This window comes from Sporosarcina sp. Y1011 (assembly GCF_057669885.1).
Genome location: NZ_JBYHFP010000018.1, coordinates 46,766 through 64,279 on the forward strand (window position 1 = coordinate 46,766; position 17,514 = coordinate 64,279).

Annotated in this window: 15 protein-coding genes; 5 read left to right on the top strand and 10 right to left on the bottom strand. The window is 39.2% G+C overall.

The window, feature by feature from the left end; all coding sequences use genetic code 11:
* Nucleotides 1-42: 42 nt before the first annotated feature.
* From fliT to flaG, 4 genes are read right to left on the bottom strand one after another with little or no spacing between them, the layout of a single operon-like run.
* A complete protein-coding gene (gene fliT, locus AC25Y5_RS15745; RefSeq protein WP_488141124.1) occupies nt 43-396 on the bottom strand; it encodes a flagellar protein FliT in 354 nt (117 codons plus the stop codon).
* Complete coding sequence (fliS, locus tag AC25Y5_RS15750) at nt 393-794, bottom strand: flagellar export chaperone FliS (protein ID WP_482100165.1); 402 nt, start codon at nt 792-794, stop codon at nt 393-395. The genes fliT and fliS overlap by 4 nt, the downstream gene beginning before the upstream one ends.
* Nucleotides 795-828: 34 nt before the next feature.
* Nucleotides 829-2,364, bottom strand: coding sequence for a flagellar filament capping protein FliD (gene fliD, locus AC25Y5_RS15755; protein WP_488141125.1), 1,536 nt, complete (start codon nt 2,362-2,364; stop codon nt 829-831).
* An 18-nt stretch (nt 2,365-2,382) separates the two neighbouring features.
* Nucleotides 2,383-2,751, bottom strand: a complete 369-nt coding sequence (gene flaG, locus AC25Y5_RS15760) for a flagellar protein FlaG (protein WP_488141126.1) — start codon at nt 2,749-2,751, stop codon at nt 2,383-2,385.
* An 895-nt stretch (nt 2,752-3,646) separates the two neighbouring features.
* Between flaG and AC25Y5_RS15765 the strand changes: the two genes are divergently transcribed.
* Entirely contained in the window at nt 3,647-5,644 is a 1,998-nt protein-coding gene (locus AC25Y5_RS15765) for a methyl-accepting chemotaxis protein (protein WP_488141127.1), read from the top strand.
* Nucleotides 5,645-7,601: 1,957 nt separating this feature from the next.
* The gene (locus tag AC25Y5_RS15770; RefSeq protein WP_488141128.1) at nt 7,602-8,564 is read left to right on the top strand and encodes a S8 family peptidase; all 963 of its coding nucleotides are present in this window, start codon (nt 7,602-7,604) and stop codon (nt 8,562-8,564) included.
* A 140-nt stretch (nt 8,565-8,704) separates the two neighbouring features.
* Here AC25Y5_RS15770 and AC25Y5_RS15775 read toward each other — a convergent pair whose 3' ends face one another.
* Nucleotides 8,705-9,295, bottom strand: coding sequence for a YiiX/YebB-like N1pC/P60 family cysteine hydrolase (locus AC25Y5_RS15775; RefSeq protein WP_488141129.1), 591 nt, complete (start codon nt 9,293-9,295; stop codon nt 8,705-8,707).
* Between the two features lie 99 nt (nt 9,296-9,394).
* A complete protein-coding gene (locus AC25Y5_RS15780) occupies nt 9,395-11,194 on the bottom strand; it encodes a DNA/RNA non-specific endonuclease (RefSeq protein WP_488141130.1) in 1,800 nt (599 codons plus the stop codon).
* 753 nt (nt 11,195-11,947) lie between these two features.
* Between AC25Y5_RS15780 and AC25Y5_RS15785 the strand changes: the two genes are divergently transcribed.
* From AC25Y5_RS15785 to AC25Y5_RS15795, 3 genes are all read left to right on the top strand, one after another.
* The gene (locus AC25Y5_RS15785; RefSeq protein WP_488141149.1) at nt 11,948-12,634 is read left to right on the top strand and encodes a GAF domain-containing protein; all 687 of its coding nucleotides are present in this window, start codon (nt 11,948-11,950) and stop codon (nt 12,632-12,634) included.
* Nucleotides 12,635-12,848: 214 nt separating this feature from the next.
* Nucleotides 12,849-13,208, top strand: coding sequence for a helix-turn-helix domain-containing protein (locus tag AC25Y5_RS15790; protein ID WP_488141131.1), 360 nt, complete (start codon nt 12,849-12,851; stop codon nt 13,206-13,208).
* A 67-nt stretch (nt 13,209-13,275) separates the two neighbouring features.
* The gene (locus tag AC25Y5_RS15795; RefSeq protein ID WP_488141132.1) at nt 13,276-14,064 is read left to right on the top strand and encodes an ATP-binding protein; all 789 of its coding nucleotides are present in this window, start codon (nt 13,276-13,278) and stop codon (nt 14,062-14,064) included.
* Nucleotides 14,065-14,234: 170 nt separating this feature from the next.
* On the opposite strand, the gene AC25Y5_RS15800 is transcribed toward AC25Y5_RS15795, so the two are convergent.
* From AC25Y5_RS15800 to AC25Y5_RS15815, 4 genes are all read right to left on the bottom strand, one after another.
* A complete protein-coding gene (locus tag AC25Y5_RS15800; protein ID WP_488141133.1) occupies nt 14,235-15,221 on the bottom strand; it encodes a lysozyme inhibitor LprI family protein in 987 nt (328 codons plus the stop codon).
* Nucleotides 15,218-15,529, bottom strand: coding sequence for a hypothetical protein (locus AC25Y5_RS15805; protein WP_488141134.1), 312 nt, complete (start codon nt 15,527-15,529; stop codon nt 15,218-15,220). Before AC25Y5_RS15805 ends, AC25Y5_RS15800 begins: the two co-directional genes overlap by 4 nt.
* A gap of 90 nt (nt 15,530-15,619) precedes the next feature.
* Nucleotides 15,620-15,859: a hypothetical protein gene (locus AC25Y5_RS15810; protein ID WP_488141135.1), complete on the bottom strand. Its 240-nt coding sequence runs from the start codon at nt 15,857-15,859 to the stop codon at nt 15,620-15,622.
* A 305-nt stretch (nt 15,860-16,164) separates the two neighbouring features.
* Nucleotides 16,165-17,199, bottom strand: a complete 1,035-nt coding sequence (locus AC25Y5_RS15815; protein ID WP_488141136.1) for a zinc-binding dehydrogenase — start codon at nt 17,197-17,199, stop codon at nt 16,165-16,167.
* Nucleotides 17,200-17,514 lie beyond the last annotated feature (315 nt).

Sequence of the window (17,514 nt, forward strand, 5' to 3'; positions counted from 1 at the left end):
TAAAAGCCCGAAAAGAATAATATCCTTTTTCCGGGCATCCAATTATTGCTTTGTATCGTAAAACGTTCCGTCACGCGTTACATTGCTGTAGGGATTGACGTAGTTTTTCATCGTATCTTTTTTTGCTTGTGCTTCAGTAATGTCCATCCGTATTAATTTCGAAAAGGAGGCCAGTTTTTGCTGAACGACTGTTTCAGTTGCGACAAGTACTTTACCGAACGCTTCTTCTTCAGGTGTGAACGGGCCAACGATCTGCGTTTGCAGTTTATCGCGATCATCGAGAAGTGCTTCGATTCGTGCAATCGTTTCGTCTCGCGTGTCTTCTGTCGTTGCTTTTGTCAATTCTAGTAACTGTTCGGTCACCTCACGCCAAGCGATTAGTGCAGGGCGAATCATATTTCTTCTACATTCGCGTATTGTTTCTGGCGGTTAATCTGAATAACCTGCTTCCACGTATCGCGAAACTCCGTAATAATGGCAGAGGCTTCATCGAACAGAGCACTGTCGTTTTGTATATTACCATCCACCAGTCTGCTGTTTGCAAATTCATAAAGAACCAGCATATTTTGAGCAACAGGGTACGTTGTATCGAGCGTCAGCATCAATTCAGAAATGATTGCCTGCGCTTTTTGGATAGACTTGTTTTTCTCTTCAATGTTGTTGTCATTCATCGCTCTTTTCGCCTGCAAAATGAATTTCAGACAGCCATTGTAAAGCATAAGCGTCAGTTCTCCAGGAGTTGACGTGTTGACTGTATTGTTTTGGTAAGTTGCATAGGGATTGTTGATAGCCATTTATATTCGGTCTCCTTTTAGGTCATTGCTGTAGTTAATAATTATTGAATGCATTCATAAGGCTCGCGGACTGTGAGTTTGCACGACTGATTGCCGTTTCCATTGCCGTAAACTGTTTCCAATAACGGTTTTCCATCATTTTGAGACGTTCTTCGAAACGTTCAATCTGATTGTTCATGTCTTTGAGTGAACGGCCAAGTGAAAACGTATCATTGACAGACCCTGTTTTCCCCGCGCGCTGTGCGATTGACGTTTGCGTACTGTCAACGATTGTTCGGAGTCTCCGTGCAAATCCTAGTTCCTTCACATTTTTTCCATCGGCACCAATAACAGGGTTTCCTAATTCATTTAACTTATTCCCATCTTTTGCGAACATTTCATGCACTTTATTTGCATCTTCACTGATTGCTTTCTTTAATTCTGTTTCGTTAATAACAAGTTTACCATTGGCTGTATAGTCATTTGACGTTGTAATACCGAGGCTTTTCAATGTTTGTCCATCTACAGTCCCCATAAGAGCTGTCCTCATTTGCGTCAACATGCTGGAAATAGTGGGGTCTCTACGAAGCGTACCACTTTTCGCTTTTTCATCCCACAACTCGATATCCTTTTCATTCATTTCCTTCCGCTGTTCAGCTGAAAGCGGTTGGAAATCACGGTATTTAGGTTCACGAATTTGTTTGTTCAAGTCCTCAATCAGTTTGTTGTACTCGTCCACGTATTTAGTGACAGAGTCGAAGATTTTATCGGTGTCTGGGGCGGAATTGAATGTTATTGTTTTACCGGTGACTCCAGCTGTATCAGGCACCCCCGTTACCTGCTTTAATGAAAATTCAAAACCGCTTAGTTGGAATGTATTTGATGAACGTTGTGTTCTGAGTCCATTAATTGTGATGTCTGCATTTTGACCCGGAATATTAGTTCCGTTGTTCAACCCTAAAGAAATACCTAAATCACCATCAACTTTAATAGTTCCTACTCCACTATTTTTAGCAGTCATTGCAATTTTCCCAGTATGTGAATCGTAAAATGCATTTACACCAGTTTCTTTATTTAGTAAATCTAAAACGGATTTCAATGTATCAGTTTCTTTGAATATTAATTCTTTTGCATCTGTTGTCATCTTACCAGTTGCATCAATTGCATTAATCGTTATTTTTGTACCAGTAATACCCAGTTCCTTTAAAGTAGAATTCACCGATGCCGCTTTAGTTAACTGATTCTGTTCAGTTTGTGGTTCTATACTTTGCAAAGAAGCATTTTTAGCCAACTGATGAATCTGAATAGACCCCGAAAAGTCACTAGTAGATCCCATATTCCTAATCGCTACATCATCGGGTGATGAAATATTCACTGTCTTCGCCGCAAACGATGTCGACAGTATCATATTATCGAATGTATTTTTACTGAAATCAAACAGCTGACGGTTGGTTGAGCGGTAATCGTCCAACTGCCATTCTAGGTATTGTTTTTTCTGTGTAATTTTATCAAGTGGAATACGGTGTGCTTTCATTAAATCCGTTACCATTGACTCCGTATCCATGCCTGAAGCTAGTCCACTAATTCGCATTTAACAATCACGCCTTCCTTAAATTTTTCGATCGACAAGCAAGCCGACAAATTCACGCATTTCGGCATGGATGTCTAATAGTTTTTTTGATGGGATTTCTCGGATGACTTCGTCTGTGGTTGAATCAACGATTGTTACATAATATTCGTTGAGCTTTTCATGGAATTTGAAACGCAATTGCGTATTAGCAGTTTCTAAAAACTTGTTTATGCTATCCGTCATTTGCATCGCTTTGTCCAGTGGCAGTTGTTGTTCATTGTCCTGATGCTGAACGCTCTCCTGAATTGCTTGCACTTGAACGACTGCAACATCCATGTCCGATGCCGTTTTTTCTGCTGATGCACTCGCTGGATTTCGCACTGCTTCCCCATTCATCCGACTCACCATCCGCCAAACCTCCCTAAGTTTAAGATCATTCGTTATGATTTATATCGGCTATGTAAAATGGAAGTTGAGTCAATTGGCAATAAAAAGTATTACAAATGGAATTATGGCTACCTGTTTTTTAAGATTGAATTGTCACGTCTGTTGATTTACCATTTAGTTGCATAAAACGGTGGAGAATATGGCTAGAAAACCACTATTTTCACTGGATTATTTTCGGCCCGCTTTCGGTGAATTAATCACGACAGTTTTACCGAGGGGCAAGGTGTCTAAAAGTGACTTCGTCACTTCTAGACACAGTCTTTCAGGCAATACTCTTGTGATTAATTGCCTGTCGCGTTCCTACAATATTCAAGTGAAAAATGCAGTTACTTTGAAAAAAAGAATAGATGAGCTTCTATAGGGAGTGTAAGTTCCCGAAGATGAAATTTCGGGAACTCTAGCACCTTGAACATTGCATTCATTACTTTTCTTTATAAGAAAGTAACACTTCCCTAAAATGAAAGAGACAGGATATTAGAAGGATTGAGCGGTCAAAATTGAATCTTTGACCGCTTCTCTCCATGTGAGAAGCGAGCTATTCTTTCGTCCAAAAAAACTTCGGCACGATTACCAAAATGAGTAAGTAGGGATGCAACAAAGTCGCATCCCTACTTACTCAGACCTCTCGATAAGCATATAGAAATTGTTCATTTCAAAGCGATCCAAAACCAACTATACAAGTAGTGCCTGGTGTGTGATCAAGTTATTTACTAGTTACTATTAGTTAATTAGCAGGCGTGTTTTATTGTCAGATTTTTCTTAGTAATAAAATTTACTACAGACCCTTAATAATCGCTAAAAAATACCGAAGTACTTATAAGTGAATTCATTTAAAAAGAGAAAGAGAAGGTGCTATATGTTCAAGTCCATCAAGACAAAAATCATCATGACGGGTATGGTGCTTTTTCTAATTGGCATAGCCATTATGACTGCTATCAGCAGTACACAAGTAAAAAATAAAACCGAAGAAAACGTGGTCTCGTCAAGCGGCTCCCTCATTAATGAAATGGGCTTTGCGATTGAGAACTATCTTGGACAATACGAACTGGGTCTTGCTCAACTATCGACATCCCCTTTAGTGACAGAGTTTTCAACCGCAACGGGAGATGAACCGGCTGACGATCCACTTCCAAAACTCAATGAATCTTTCGAACATTTTATGGAATTATACGAAAATACTTCCGGAATCTATTTTTCTCTTCCTACTAAAGAGACCTACATTATGCCAGTTGCCGATTTAGGCGCTGATTTCGATCCTACAACACGTGAATGGTATATTCAAGCGGTTGCAGATCCGAGCGCTGTTCAATGGACGAAACCTTATATAGACCAAGCAACTAGTGAATTTGTAATCAGTGCTTCAAAAGCGGTACAAGCAAATGGGAAGGTCATTGGCGTTGTCGGCCTCGACATTCAACTTTCCGCGTTAACAGACAAGATTTCATCCAGCGATATTGGTTATGACGGTTACCCCGTCCTATTCGATACGGAAGGAACAGCGATTGCTCACCCGACATTACAGGGAGAAAACTTGATGAAATTCCCATTTATTGCTGAGATGTACAAAGAAGGCAACGAACAAGGCTCGATTCACTATGAATATGAAGGTACCGATAAAGCCAATATCTACTCAACGATTCCAAAATTCGGTTGGAAGATCGGTGCGATCTATGATGAAACAAATATACACGCACTGGCAAGTGACTTGCGTAACTCTATGCTAATTGTGGCTTTAGTAACACTCTTGATCATTTTCGCAGCACTTTATTTCATGATTAGCCGTACCATTAAACCACTCGGTACATTGAATTCACTTATGAATTCTGTTTCAAAAGGCGATTTAACAGTTCACTCAGACATTAAAACGAACGACGAAATTAGTGAACTTGGGAACAGCTTCAATACGATGATTGACAATATGCATTCCATTATCACTGTCGTTAATGGCTCTGCATCGAATGTGCGTGCGAGTTCCGAGAGTTTAAGCGCTGTCGCAGAGGAGACAAGTGCATCAAGTGAAGAAGTCGCACATGCCGTTTCCGAAATTGCACATGGCGCGTCGAAATCAGCTGAAGATGCAGAACTCGTAACCGAAAAGGCCGACATCCTTGGCCAACAAATTAACGAAATTACAACGAAAGCCGGTGTCATGTCTGATATCGCAACAAGAGCCGGTGAAATGAACACCAACGGCCAAGGTCAAATGCACGAACTAAAACTTTCCTTCAATGACTGGGAAACCAATTTACAGTCCATGTCTGAAGTAATCGGAACCCTTGAGAATAAAGTCAAAGCAATCGGCGGCGTCATGGAAACCATTACACAAATCTCGACACAAACAAATTTACTTGCGCTAAACGCGAGCATCGAGGCGGCACGTGCAGGTGAACATGGTAAAGGGTTTGCGGTCGTTGCAGATGAAGTAAGAAAACTCGCTGAACAATCAGCTAGGTCAACAGATGAAGTAAAAGTGACCGTCCAGGAACTGCAAACTGAATCTAGACTCGTCTCTGAGCAAATGAACGAAACACGCGAAAACTTCCTGCGTCAAGGTACGGTCGTAACCGACACGGAAGTCACGTTCAGTGAGATCTCGACTTTGATGGTTGATATGCAAGACTCGATTGACGCAGTGTATGAAGAAATACAAAAAGTAGCGACACATAAAGACGACGTCGCAGAAACAATCCAAATGATGGCAGCAACTTCGCAAGAAACAGCCGCTGCTTGTGAAGAAGTAAGTGCTTCAACGGACGAACAGCTTCGCGCGATTCAATCAGTAACGGATGCGGCGGAGACGTTGACGGAGTTAAGTGAAGAATTGAGCATGGCGGTTAATCGGTTTAAAGTTTAAGTAATTTAAAACCACTTAGGACATATTGCCCTAAGTGGTTTTTGGCATCTAGAACATTTTTCATCATACTCTTCCCATAAATAACTCAATTGTCTAGCATTTTCTGTAACAGTCGGTCATATACATAATTTATTGCACATATACATAGTAAAAGGGTTACTTATATCGTTTTTTAACCCTTTAAAAATGGCAAAGGCAGTTTGACAGTGCCTAATGAATGGAGGTGAAAACCAGTGACAACATACGAATTACTAAGCTTACTCATCCAACTATCAGGTGGATGGATTGCTTTTATGTCGGTGTCGTTGTCAGTCATCTTTTTCTTATCAAAAAAGAAGTAACCGTCCCTTCCATCAGCGGAAGTGTGAACAACAATTACTTCTTTCTTGTTGACCAAATGCTTTTCTACCAACTGATTACACCATTTTACTTTGCGCAAAATCGCCACTGATTTTGCCTTGCAGATTACTACTTCCCGGCTGAGTGCTCAAACACTCAGTCCTTTTTATTCTATGTCGTGTTTTTTATAATATGATAGATTTCAAGAGTAGTGCAACACATAGTGAAATTGTGGATGATCAAGTCTGCATATTTAGGACCTACTGCAACGCACTTTGTAAGGTAAGTTCAATTATTATATGTAACTAGCACTACAAATAGAAACAAATCTAGTAGTATATCCCCCGTAAACCTGCCTTAATGCTAGAAAAATTTCTTTTAATGTATCCATATCTTTTGTGTTAGTACCAAAATAATCAAAAAAATCGTTCTGACAATAAAATGTCCAGAACAATTCTTAAGTTACATTGCAATTTATATTAGATTTCCACTAGATGTATTGTATGTATGTCCAGCCGACATTTTCTTATCAAGAAAGAAGTAACTGCCCCCCCATCGGCTGAAGTGTGGACAATTACTTCTTCTTTTCCATACAACAATTTTCACCGTCGTACGATGTACAAAATCGATTAGGATTTTGTAGTTACAGTCTACCATTATAGGACTGAATGTTCAAACACTTAGTTCTTTTACATTACTTGATGAACTATCAACAGAAGTGCAATAGTTCATTTCAAAATGAGTCTCGATAACAAAACCTGACTCATCTCACTTTTATTATTTTGTGCACATTGGATCTGCTATGAGTCATTATGTTAGTTAGAATCATATGTATATGTAGCATGTCCTATTAAATGGAATCTTTCTTTTAGTTTCTTCTCCTACAATAGTGACTAAGCGCTAAAGCACGCATCTTTTCACTAAGTCTTCTGAATCTATTATTCAAATCTTTCATTATTCATTGGACTGAATAGTTAAATAATGGTACGATTTGTATAGAAGTAATCCTAAGATAGATGTATCTTCTCTTACAGTGTGTAAGAATTAGTTCTCCAAAATCTCCCCCCTCCCCCATAACAATTTTACATATACATAACGGTTCACATACAACAATTGGATAACTCTTTAATTGTTTTTTCACTTTTCAAGAAATACATTACAATTTCAGTATAGTTATAAGAAAGGTATAACATACACGTTGACACTTTCAAATGAAAGGAGGTGAAAACCAGTGACAACATACGAAATACTAAGCTTACTCATTTCACTTTCGGGTGGATGGATTGCTTTTATGTCGGTGTCGTTGTCAGCTATCTTTTTCTTATCAAGAAAGGAGTAATTGCCCCCCTATCGGCAGAAGTGTGGACAATTACTTCTTCTATTTCCATTCTGGGCCAACTGTTTTTTCAGCCCGGCAATTAACACCGTCGGCAATAAATAGGACTGATTTTCTATCACTCAGTCCTATTTATTCCGATTCAAGTTTTTCATTCTATGCAACAAGTACTGCCAATAGAAACAAATCCTTCCTCCAGTGGCAGCAAGTCGCAAAAAAGCTTTTGATTCGTTTTTTGTATCAATTACGCAGATATCCAATCCAATGAATAGGAGGTTTAAAATGGAGAACTATGCTCATGTAATTCCATACGAAATGATCGGACAAGTAGCGGATACAAATGAAATTCCCGCGGGTGTAGAATTAATTCAAGCACCAAGTGTTTGGAACAAAACAAAAGGAAAAGGTATTACGGTAGCGGTTTTGGATACAGGATGCGATAGTCAACACTCCGATTTACAAGAACAGATAATTGGGGGTCGGAACTTTACGGACGACGATGGCAACAATCCCGAAATTTTTCTTGATTATAATGGACATGGAACTCACGTTGCTGGAACGATTGCTGCTCGACAGAACGATAACGGTGTAATTGGAGTAGCCCCTGAAGCAAGTTTACTCATTGTAAAGGTGTTGAATAAAAAAGGCTCGGGACAATACGACTGGATCATCAACGGCATTAATTATGCGATCGAGCAAAAAGTGGATATTATCTCCATGTCACTCGGAGGGCCTAATGATATGCCAGAACTTTATCAGGCGATCAAAAAAGCGATTGCCAACAATATCCTCGTCGTTTGTGCGGCTGGAAATGAAGGTGACGGCGACGATTCTACCGATGAATTTGGCTATCCGGGTTGTTATAACGAAGTCATAAGCGTTGGTGCGATTAACTTGAAGCGACGCTCTTCCGATTTCACCAACTCTCACAATGAAATCGATTTGGTCGCTCCGGGTGAAAAAATTATTTCTACGTATTTAAACGGAAAATATGCTACGTTAAGTGGAACTTCAATGGCCGCCCCACATGTTTCGGGAGCACTTGCCCTTATAAAGACTATGGTCAACGACAGTTTCGGGCGTCAACTTTCAGAGCCAGAGCTATATGCCCAATTAATCAAAAGGACCGTTCCGCTAGGATTCTCACCGAAACTAGAAGGCAACGGACTCATTTATTTAACAGTCCTTGAGCATTTGACGAATGTATTTGAGCAAGAAAATAAAACGTTAGTCTTGAATGCATAATAATGTGAATCAAATATATAACCGAATTTAGTCTTTCAGAAATTAACGATAGCCGCACAAGGATTATTAATTTCCTTGTGCGGCTATCGTTTTTTGGCGGTATCGCTAGTAAGGAAGCTTACCTCATATCTGAAACGATTTCACGGAGTAACTTCGAACAATGGTCTGACATTTGAATCTGCGGCAACATGTTCCGGGAAAATAAACCCCATTGAATCACGCAAAATCTCTATTCCCAATTCCTTGAAACATTCGTCAACAAACTCCGAACACATATATTCAAAATCATCGCTATGTCTCCCAAGTCCTAAACTTATACGTGCAACAATCTTGGCTATCTCGTCTTTGTCATAATTTCGATTAAGCAAATCAATCGCCTTACCACACATTTTCTTTATTTTTTCTTGATCAAAATCAGGACTATCAACTACTTCATGTCGGGCTACATACATTTCCCCATTATACTTTTCCATACTATTTTCATAATTGTAAAGATAATGATATAGGGGGACGACCCTGATACCGTCGTCTTCCACACTTTCTAATACGAGTACATGTTCATCCCAATAGACTAACACGGCTATATGACTAAATTCAGAGTTTGACAGTCTTTTTATCATCTCACTGACTAAATAACGACCGCTGCAAAAAAGGAGGTCTCCTGTCTTGATTTTACTTTTTGCTTGCTCATAAGAAATTTGGTTTATACCGTTAAATTTATCAGTTCCCATTACCAATCGCTCCTCTACCTATTAGTATCTACCTATTTCTAGGATTATAGTAGGTGCAGTGACAGCGTCGCTTCCACTTAGGTGAGCAATAGCTAAATTTCAGAGTTTAATATCCCCGGGTACATCAATGACATATCCTATTGTCGATTCTAATTGATTGAGTGGGTCATGATTACGTATATCTTCAAAATCAAGACCCGTAATCGCTTCAACTTTTGAAATAGGCACTTGATACGTTTTATATTCTCCATACGCAAATTCCAAATCCTCAATAAGGTTCTTTTGAGTTTGCAAATAAGCAGTTGCAGATAGATTTCCATCTTTCTTAACAATGACAGCTATTTTCCAAAATTCTGCCGGTATTTGAACGCCCCTGTAAATAACGTCATCCAACCGAAAAACAGGCCCAGTGAACACGGTCACTTTAAGATTCGCGTTTTCGGCATTGTCTAAAATATAATTCTCTAGATCCAACCAACTTTTCTGATTCAGTTTACTTTGCTGTGGCGCACAATTTGGAAAATGGAACGTATCCTTATTCGCCTTTTCAGCCGAATCTCCCCAAACAGGATCCAGCCTGCGGACAAGATGCCCTCTATCAAGTGAATTATCTTTATATAATTCTGGCCCACACTGGTACTCTGTTTCGATACGGGAATCGAGATACCATTTGTCATTACGGCCAATCTTCACTAATTGATTGCCATCAATATTCACCACCGTATAATACGCTAAACGACGTGACTTGCTCATGACAATTGAAAAATGCGTATACTGTAAAACATTGCTTCCGTCCTTTAACAAGGTAATATCCTGTTCAAGATCCGACCGGAATTTCGGATGAGGAACTTCATGGGCTTCACCAAGAAATTGAGTGTCATAACCGGTCGCCCCTTCATACCACGAACTGCTTAACTCCTCAACGACCATTTCTTCACTAGTATGGTCAAGGACTCCCCACTCTTTCACAATGTCATTCAGCAACACTTTTTGATCATCACTAAAATCCGCGCCTTGCTCCACGATAAACTGGATAATACTGCTGATACGAATCCCTTCATTGGCAATAAATTCAGTCCGGTTCTTTGGATCTGGAACCCCTGCATGGTGGAGGGAAACGACAATCCATTCGTCATTATAGACAGGTGAACCGGAGGAACCTGGCATGGTATCTGTTGAGTAGTGAATATAATCGTCAAATACATCCATAATTTGATTCTCTCTAATTGCTACAGCTTTCGGTGCCCCCGAAGGATGCTGAATGATTGATACGCATTCACCAACCAACCCTTTGCCCGTTTGCGGGATGAGCGGCAAGAAACCAAATTCACTTATATTTGCGCCGTCAGCAGATACTTCCTCTATCGCAACTAGCGTAAAATCAAGATTTTGATCCGTTATAAATAAACGCTTTGGTGTTAGACGGAAGCTTTTCATCGGACGCTCTTTTAAGTCAAGACCGACTTCAAAGTTGAATTGTGCGACGCTGAACTGGGCCGTATCGACGTTTTCCAACACATGATTATTCGTAAGCAATAATGAAGGTGAGACAAGAAAGCCTGTAGCATGTCCGAGAACTCTGCCGATACGATCACGGATTTCGATTCTGCAAACCGGATTGGCTGCTTGTAGACCTGCTTCAAGATAAGAAATTGGAAATAGATCATCCCGACCAATAATACGCTCGATTGCAAGTCCATCCCGCGGATCAATAATCGCTTTACGGAGCGCGACCCGCTCAGGCGTATCTACCTCCATAGGGTTTTTAGTTTGCAGTTCACCAGCAATTCGTTCACGCTCACTAGAACGCGCGATGTAACGTTGTAACGCTTGTTGTTGTTGCAAATTTACAAGTTCCACAGTAAGACTTTGAAACTGATCAAGTCGTTTGGTAGACATGTTTCCCCTCCTTAAAATAGTTGTCGTCACTTAATTTTGCTTACTATATATGTTGAATAAATGAATACAAACTAAGCGAAGGCGCCTTCTAAGGGGTAACTAAAAAAGTTGAAAGCGCATGGTTAGACGCGACTGCCATAAGACACTCCTATGTCGGAGGCATCCCCGAGCGTCGCAGTGGATTCAATGAAATACTTCATGTCTATTTATATAGTCCCATGCCGTTTTTATATTGTTTATACAATTCTAACATTTCTATTGTTTTATTGAAAGTTACTAATTAAGGATAATTTAAAGCGTTTTCCCAATTAATATATTCCCATTATGACTTTAGCCATCCGAAACTGTTTTCAATGAGTTATATCTGGTCCTTATGGAAGATGGCAGTTAAATCCTGTACATGAACCAATTAGCGAAGCGACCCGTACCTGTGTAAGACATAAAGACGAGTAATTCACACATATGAGTGAACATACAAAAGGATCAGATGTCCGCCTAGACGTCTGTCCCTTCTTTTATTATTATACAGTTGTAGTGAATTTACAGAATAGTGTCATGCACAGGTACGAGAACATAAGCAAATTAAGAAATAATTGGTAAAATTTGTAGTTTCTATAGCGAAATAGTTTACACATGATTTTGTTCGAAGAAAGTATTTATTACTACTATTTAGTTTAAATATATTATATGATAGGAGTATAGAAAGAAGAATATTAATCTTCGGCCAACTCGAAAGGGAGATTGAAAAAATTGATGAATGGTTCAAATCATCAAGGTCTTGTTGAAAATTTACGTGAATACAATCTAAAGAAAAATATTAAAGAACAACTAAAAATAATTAATCCTCTCTTGAGTAAAAAAGAAACAGACATAAAAGTTCATTTACTGAATGCTTTGGTTAATGGTGTAATTACTAAAAGTGAATCGGATTTCTTGGAAATCAAAATGGAGCTAGGTCGTATGTGTTTAGAATTGGAACAAGTATTAGATGGTATTTATGTCACTATGCTGTTTTATGATAGAGAACGAAATAATATTTTTCATGGTGCTGGCCCTAGTATTCCAGTGGAATTCTTTGACTTCTTTAGTGTTATTAATGAACAGGGAATACTAGATGAAAATTGTGCTTCGTGTGGAAGAGCTATTTATACACAAGAAGTTGTGCAAACAGATATTGGAACGAGTCCACTTTGGACAAACGTTAAAGAAAGTGTCATTAAATACGGTTTCAAGTCTTGTACCTCAATACCATTCTTTACACACACTGGTCGATTGGCTGGAACGTTTGCTCATTATTCTAATAAGCCAAACAATCTTTTAACACAAGATGAAGTGGAAATGATTCAAGAAAAAACTTCTATGTTTAGTTTTGAAATTCAAAGGATATCTGAGCTTATTCATGAGTATACGCAAGTTGGTAATGCTAGACTAACAATTTAACTTCATTCAGCAGGGGTTCAAACCCCTGCTGAATTGTGGATCTCAGACTAAGAACGCCGCGTCCTGCGGCAACGTCTGAATGACCAACATCCTGTTGGCCCAAAGCCTCCGGCGGATGTCACAGATTTTGAAGGGAGTTAATTGAGCAAGCTCAATTCAAAATCTTGACGCAATCACACCGAGGCGTGATTGATTAAAGAAAGGGGACTAGCGCATGACTGTTGGAAATCGCCTGAAAAACCTTCGCTTGGAAAAAAGGCTTACACTGCAAGAGGTTGCATTTAAAATTGGGCTCGCCAAATCTTCTTATGCAAGTTATGAAGGAGGACATAGAAATCCCCCCATTGATAAGCTAGTAGCATTAGCCCAACTTTATCATGTTTCAACAGATTACATACTAAGATTAACGAATATACCTGATTCTGTTGAATCTCTTCAAAAGCAACATCTGCAATGGAATGGAATAAGTTTAAATGAAAAGGAATTAGAAATTGTTCAGCAGGTTGTTGAACTAATGACTGATAAGCATCAAGAAAATAGTAAAATAAAGTTTGGACATATGGATATCGGGTAATATTCATTGTCTTTTTTTTCTCTAGAGGGTCGCTTAAAGTGAACAAAGTTCTGAATGGGGGCTTATTATGGTGAGTAAGTATATTGATCAATCTAGAATGGAAAAGGTAGGAAATACATATAACCTTGATAGTGGTAATGACCTGCTACAAGAAGTTAGTAAATCATTCCAGGCGAATGACAAAGTCAAGCTAGTGGGAAAATTAGGTGCTGCAGTAGCTCACGAGATTAGAAATCCACTTACTTCCATTAAAGGTTTTGTTCAACTATTAAATATGGGAGTAAGTAAACCTGAATACTATTCAATGATTTATTCCGAGTTAAATAAGATTGAGGAAGTAGTAAATAGACTTCTGAAAATCACAGAAACACAATCAGTGAATTTTCTTTTAAATGACATTGAGCTTATCCTAGAACGAACAATTATGAGGATGAATGACTTGGCTTTACTAAAAGGTATTAAGATAGTTTCAAGTTTAGAATGGGGTTTTTTATCCATTTACTGTGATGAAGTCCAACTTCAACTGGTCTTTGAAAATATTATCAAAAATGCAATTGAAGCTTCAGCTTGCAATAAAGAAATGTATATCACTTGTAAAACAAGTGAATCCCATGTTCATATCATGATAAAAGATCAAGGAGTCGGTATCCCTGAGGAGAGAATTGTGCATCTTTTCGAACCATTTTACTGTATAAAGGAAAACGGTACAGGATTCGGTCTTATGATTAGTTACAAAATTATTAAAGAACATAATGGAACTATTCAAGTTAAAAGTGAGTTAGGAATAGGTACAACTGTTGATATTTACCTGCCACTACTAAATTCACAAGTCCATATTGCTCAGCAATTGGAATAGTGAACCGTACCTGTGCATGACACAATGACAAAGATTTCCCACCTCTGGATATGTATTAAAAGTACTAAGATTTACACATGAATATCTGATTTCACTTTTATTATTATCCAACTGTAGCTAATTTACCGAATAGTTACACAACACTATTATTTTTGATTGGCACCTAATATTCACCTCATATACCCTTCCACCAACTCATAGCAACGTTCCTCCGTCAGGGTTGCCATGGTGCCTATGTAGGCAAGGGGTGCTGCGCTGCCACCTGCAAATTTGACCCTTTCTGCGTTTGCGGTACGGTCGCGGTAGGCAATCCATGAACGTTGTTTTTCCCGGAGGGCCTTAATTTCACTTTCGGAGAGCTGGGTTTTTAGGACTCCGTAAATCTCATTGAGTGCATCGTCCCAGCGTTCGTATCTCTCAGATTCAGCTTCAATCAATTCTGAGGTGACACCGTCTTTGATTAGATACTCGAGATCCGACAAGCTAGCTTCGATTTGGTTAAGTTTTTGAAAATACTTATCTCGTTTACCAGAGGGTGTCTGTCTTTTCTTTTCAGCGACAGCTTGTTGCTTCTTCTTTTCAGCTTGAACGCGTTCTTGCTCAGCGGCAACGGCAGCGTCTAACTGTTTTTTCAACTGGACTGCGACATCCTCCTCTAGGCTCGCAAGCTCGGCAGAAAAATGGTCGAGCATTGACTTCTTCTCTTCATCTAGCTTTAACTCAGCAATCGCCGCCTGTGCTGCTTTAGCATCTCCTCCATCAGCAGTTTTCTTAATTTCCGCGAGTTGGTTTGCGATCGCATCGAATAACGCCCGTTCTCCCTCAACTTCTTCAACGATGCTCTCAAGTTCCTTGCGAAGACCAGTTACTAGATCTTCTGAATTTAAGAGTTCGCGTGCTTTCTCTTCGGCATCTTCCAAGTTGCCTTCTTCAACGTCATGTTTCACTTCTAATAACTCATTCACATCTTTATAGTACTGGTTTGCGGTATCATCACTCGGTTTTTCATCTTTGGCAAGTTCAAACGACCCCAACGCCTTCTGAAATTCACCATTGGCAAGCGCCAGCTTTCCTTGCTCCATTGCTTTGTCATACATCCCGTTAGTACACCCGACCAGCAAGCCGGCTAACACTAAAGTTGCACCCAACCTTCTCATAAGCCACTCCCATTCGTTTGCTCTTCGCGATATGCCATAAACTCTATATAGTATGTAATCGTTCTTTGATAATGATTGGTTGTATCCTTATAATGCTCTTGAATCTGTCGCAGCATCTTATCCGTTACAGCTCGTTCACCGCTATAGATATTGTATCTTTGCAGATTAAGGAGACGGTTATTGTATTGCATTGCAGAACGATCCTTGATCTGCCGTTCTCCTAGTTTGACTGTGTGTCTGATTTTCAGGTATTCCATAAATTCCATCTGTCTTTCCCCCAGTGGATTCGTGATAACTAAAATATGCATAGATTCTGCAGGTTCCTAATACCCCATAAGAAGTCGGCGTATGAAACTCTAGTATACAGGAAATTTAACCTATAATGGAACAATAAGTAATTAGTGGAGTATTGGATATAACTGTCGTTCTAGAGAACTGAATTCAGTTTTCAATGTATTTAGTACACCATTCAACCTCTCAACTTCAATTGCTGTAAGGTTATGTGCTAAAGCATACTCAGCTATCCTTTTCATTTCATGCAACTTAACGTTCATCTCATCCAAGATACGAACCTGTTCCACAGTCCATTGAAGTTGTTGTTCAAGGTGTTTCTTTTGTTCTAGTTGTGCTTGATCCATCTTGTTTCCTCCTAGTTAGCAGCTTCTAAGTAAATATTAAAAATCGGGCACCCTATACGAAGGTAGTGCCTCAGCATTTCTTAATAATATGTGTCTTATCTATATCTTTTATATCGGATCAATTATGAGTTATTCAAATAGGTGTTGTGGCAAGTTGTTGGGAGCCGGCAGCATTACGAAGTAGGAAAGAAGAATAGCTCGTTTTCAATTCTAGGCACTGATTAACAAACCAAAATAGAAGTCAACTAATGTTCTAGTCGACTTCCCTTTTCACTCCATGATATTGAAATGTATTACTACATAATTCAGCTAAAATCAGTTACCACAAATGTTCCTTTAGTAGCGAAATTGCTCATATCATCAAAAATTCCCTCAACCTCGGAAAGTTTGATATTACGTGTCACCATTTTTCCTGGTTGTAAACTCCCTAGGGCTACTTGTTCTAAAAGAGGAGCGAATCGACCTCCAGGGATACCCAATGTTGTGATGAATGATTTTTCATTGAGGACCATGTCATCTACTGGTATTGATATAAAGCCAGCCTCTTTTTTCGTTGTAACGCCAATCTGTAGGTGACGGCCGCCTTTTTTCAAGCTATTGATACCGTTTATACATGTTTCAGTTATCCCTAATGCATCAACAGAAACGTCGGCTCCGCCTTTTGTAAGCTCTTTTACAGCTTCGACTGGATTGTTATTTCTACTATTGATTGTGTAATGCGCGCCAAGTTTCTTTGCCAGTTCTAAATTATCTTCATTTATATCTACCCCAATTACATAGGCCCCCATTGATGCAGCGATATGAATGGCAGACAAACCAATGCCGCCACACCCATAAACGACAACCTTTTCTCCAGGAAGTACGTGTACACGGTCAATAATTCCATGATAGGCAGTCATAAATCGACATCCTAGTGCTGCTGCATCAGCGAAACCAATATTTTCAGGCAAATGAATCGCATTTCTATCAGCTATAGGTACAGCAACATATTCACCATAACCACCTTGATAGGCAGTTCCCGGTACAAGAAAAGAATCACAGAGATGTGTGTAGCCCGCTATGCAATATGGACATGTTCCATCACTCCCTGAAAATGGAATGATTACACGATCTCCTCGCTTGAAATTCTTCACATCACTTCCGACTTCCTCCACAACTCCAGAAAACTCATGACCAATGATTGGTTGGATAATACCATGGTCTCCAACCCAAACATGCCAATCACTTCTACAAACACCGTTTGCCATCGTCTTAATCAACATTCCGTCTTTCTCAATTCCTGGGACTGGAACTTCTTTCACTACCGCTTTTTGAACACCTTCAATAACCAATGCCTTCATCAACTTCTCCCCCTTTTCTCTCTCAGAAAATAGTAAACGCTTACACTAAAATAAGTAAGCACCTCATAATTTTATGTTACACTATTTATTGAAGATAGAATATTCCCTTTTTAACAGGGGGTATATCCCCCAAAAGGGGTGGGTTTGTAGATCAGGCTTCCCTTATTAATGAACAGTTGGAGTCTATTAAAAACCTTTCTTCTCAAGTAATTGCAGTACTTGAAGGCATATTAAGATTGTTTTCCTGTTTTAGATGCTAAACTTTGCCGTTATTCCCCGATCGGATATTTGGCAGAAGGTATTATTTCATTAGAA

What these genes read in the sequence shown, in the direction of transcription:
- AC25Y5_RS15805 (WP_488141134.1), bottom strand. Translation starts at nt 15,529, where the DNA reads ATGCATATTTTAGTTATCACGAATCCACTGGGGGAAAGACAGATGGAA.
- AC25Y5_RS15765 (WP_488141127.1), top strand. Translation starts at nt 3,647, where the DNA reads ATGTTCAAGTCCATCAAGACAAAAATCATCATGACGGGTATGGTGCTT.
- AC25Y5_RS15795 (WP_488141132.1), top strand. Translation starts at nt 13,276, where the DNA reads ATGGTGAGTAAGTATATTGATCAATCTAGAATGGAAAAGGTAGGAAAT.
- AC25Y5_RS15800 (WP_488141133.1), bottom strand. Translation starts at nt 15,221, where the DNA reads ATGAGAAGGTTGGGTGCAACTTTAGTGTTAGCCGGCTTGCTGGTCGGG.
- fliT (WP_488141124.1), bottom strand. Translation starts at nt 396, where the DNA reads ATGATTCGCCCTGCACTAATCGCTTGGCGTGAGGTGACCGAACAGTTA.
- AC25Y5_RS15780 (WP_488141130.1), bottom strand. Translation starts at nt 11,194, where the DNA reads ATGTCTACCAAACGACTTGATCAGTTTCAAAGTCTTACTGTGGAACTT.
- flaG (WP_488141126.1), bottom strand. Translation starts at nt 2,751, where the DNA reads ATGGTGAGTCGGATGAATGGGGAAGCAGTGCGAAATCCAGCGAGTGCA.
- AC25Y5_RS15815 (WP_488141136.1), bottom strand. Translation starts at nt 17,199, where the DNA reads ATGAAGGCATTGGTTATTGAAGGTGTTCAAAAAGCGGTAGTGAAAGAA.
- fliD (WP_488141125.1), bottom strand. Translation starts at nt 2,364, where the DNA reads ATGCGAATTAGTGGACTAGCTTCAGGCATGGATACGGAGTCAATGGTA.
- AC25Y5_RS15775 (WP_488141129.1), bottom strand. Translation starts at nt 9,295, where the DNA reads ATGGGAACTGATAAATTTAACGGTATAAACCAAATTTCTTATGAGCAA.
- AC25Y5_RS15810 (WP_488141135.1), bottom strand. Translation starts at nt 15,859, where the DNA reads ATGGATCAAGCACAACTAGAACAAAAGAAACACCTTGAACAACAACTT.
- AC25Y5_RS15790 (WP_488141131.1), top strand. Translation starts at nt 12,849, where the DNA reads ATGACTGTTGGAAATCGCCTGAAAAACCTTCGCTTGGAAAAAAGGCTT.
- fliS (WP_482100165.1), bottom strand. Translation starts at nt 794, where the DNA reads ATGGCTATCAACAATCCCTATGCAACTTACCAAAACAATACAGTCAAC.
- AC25Y5_RS15785 (WP_488141149.1), top strand. Translation starts at nt 11,948, where the DNA reads ATGAATGGTTCAAATCATCAAGGTCTTGTTGAAAATTTACGTGAATAC.
- AC25Y5_RS15770 (WP_488141128.1), top strand. Translation starts at nt 7,602, where the DNA reads ATGGAGAACTATGCTCATGTAATTCCATACGAAATGATCGGACAAGTA.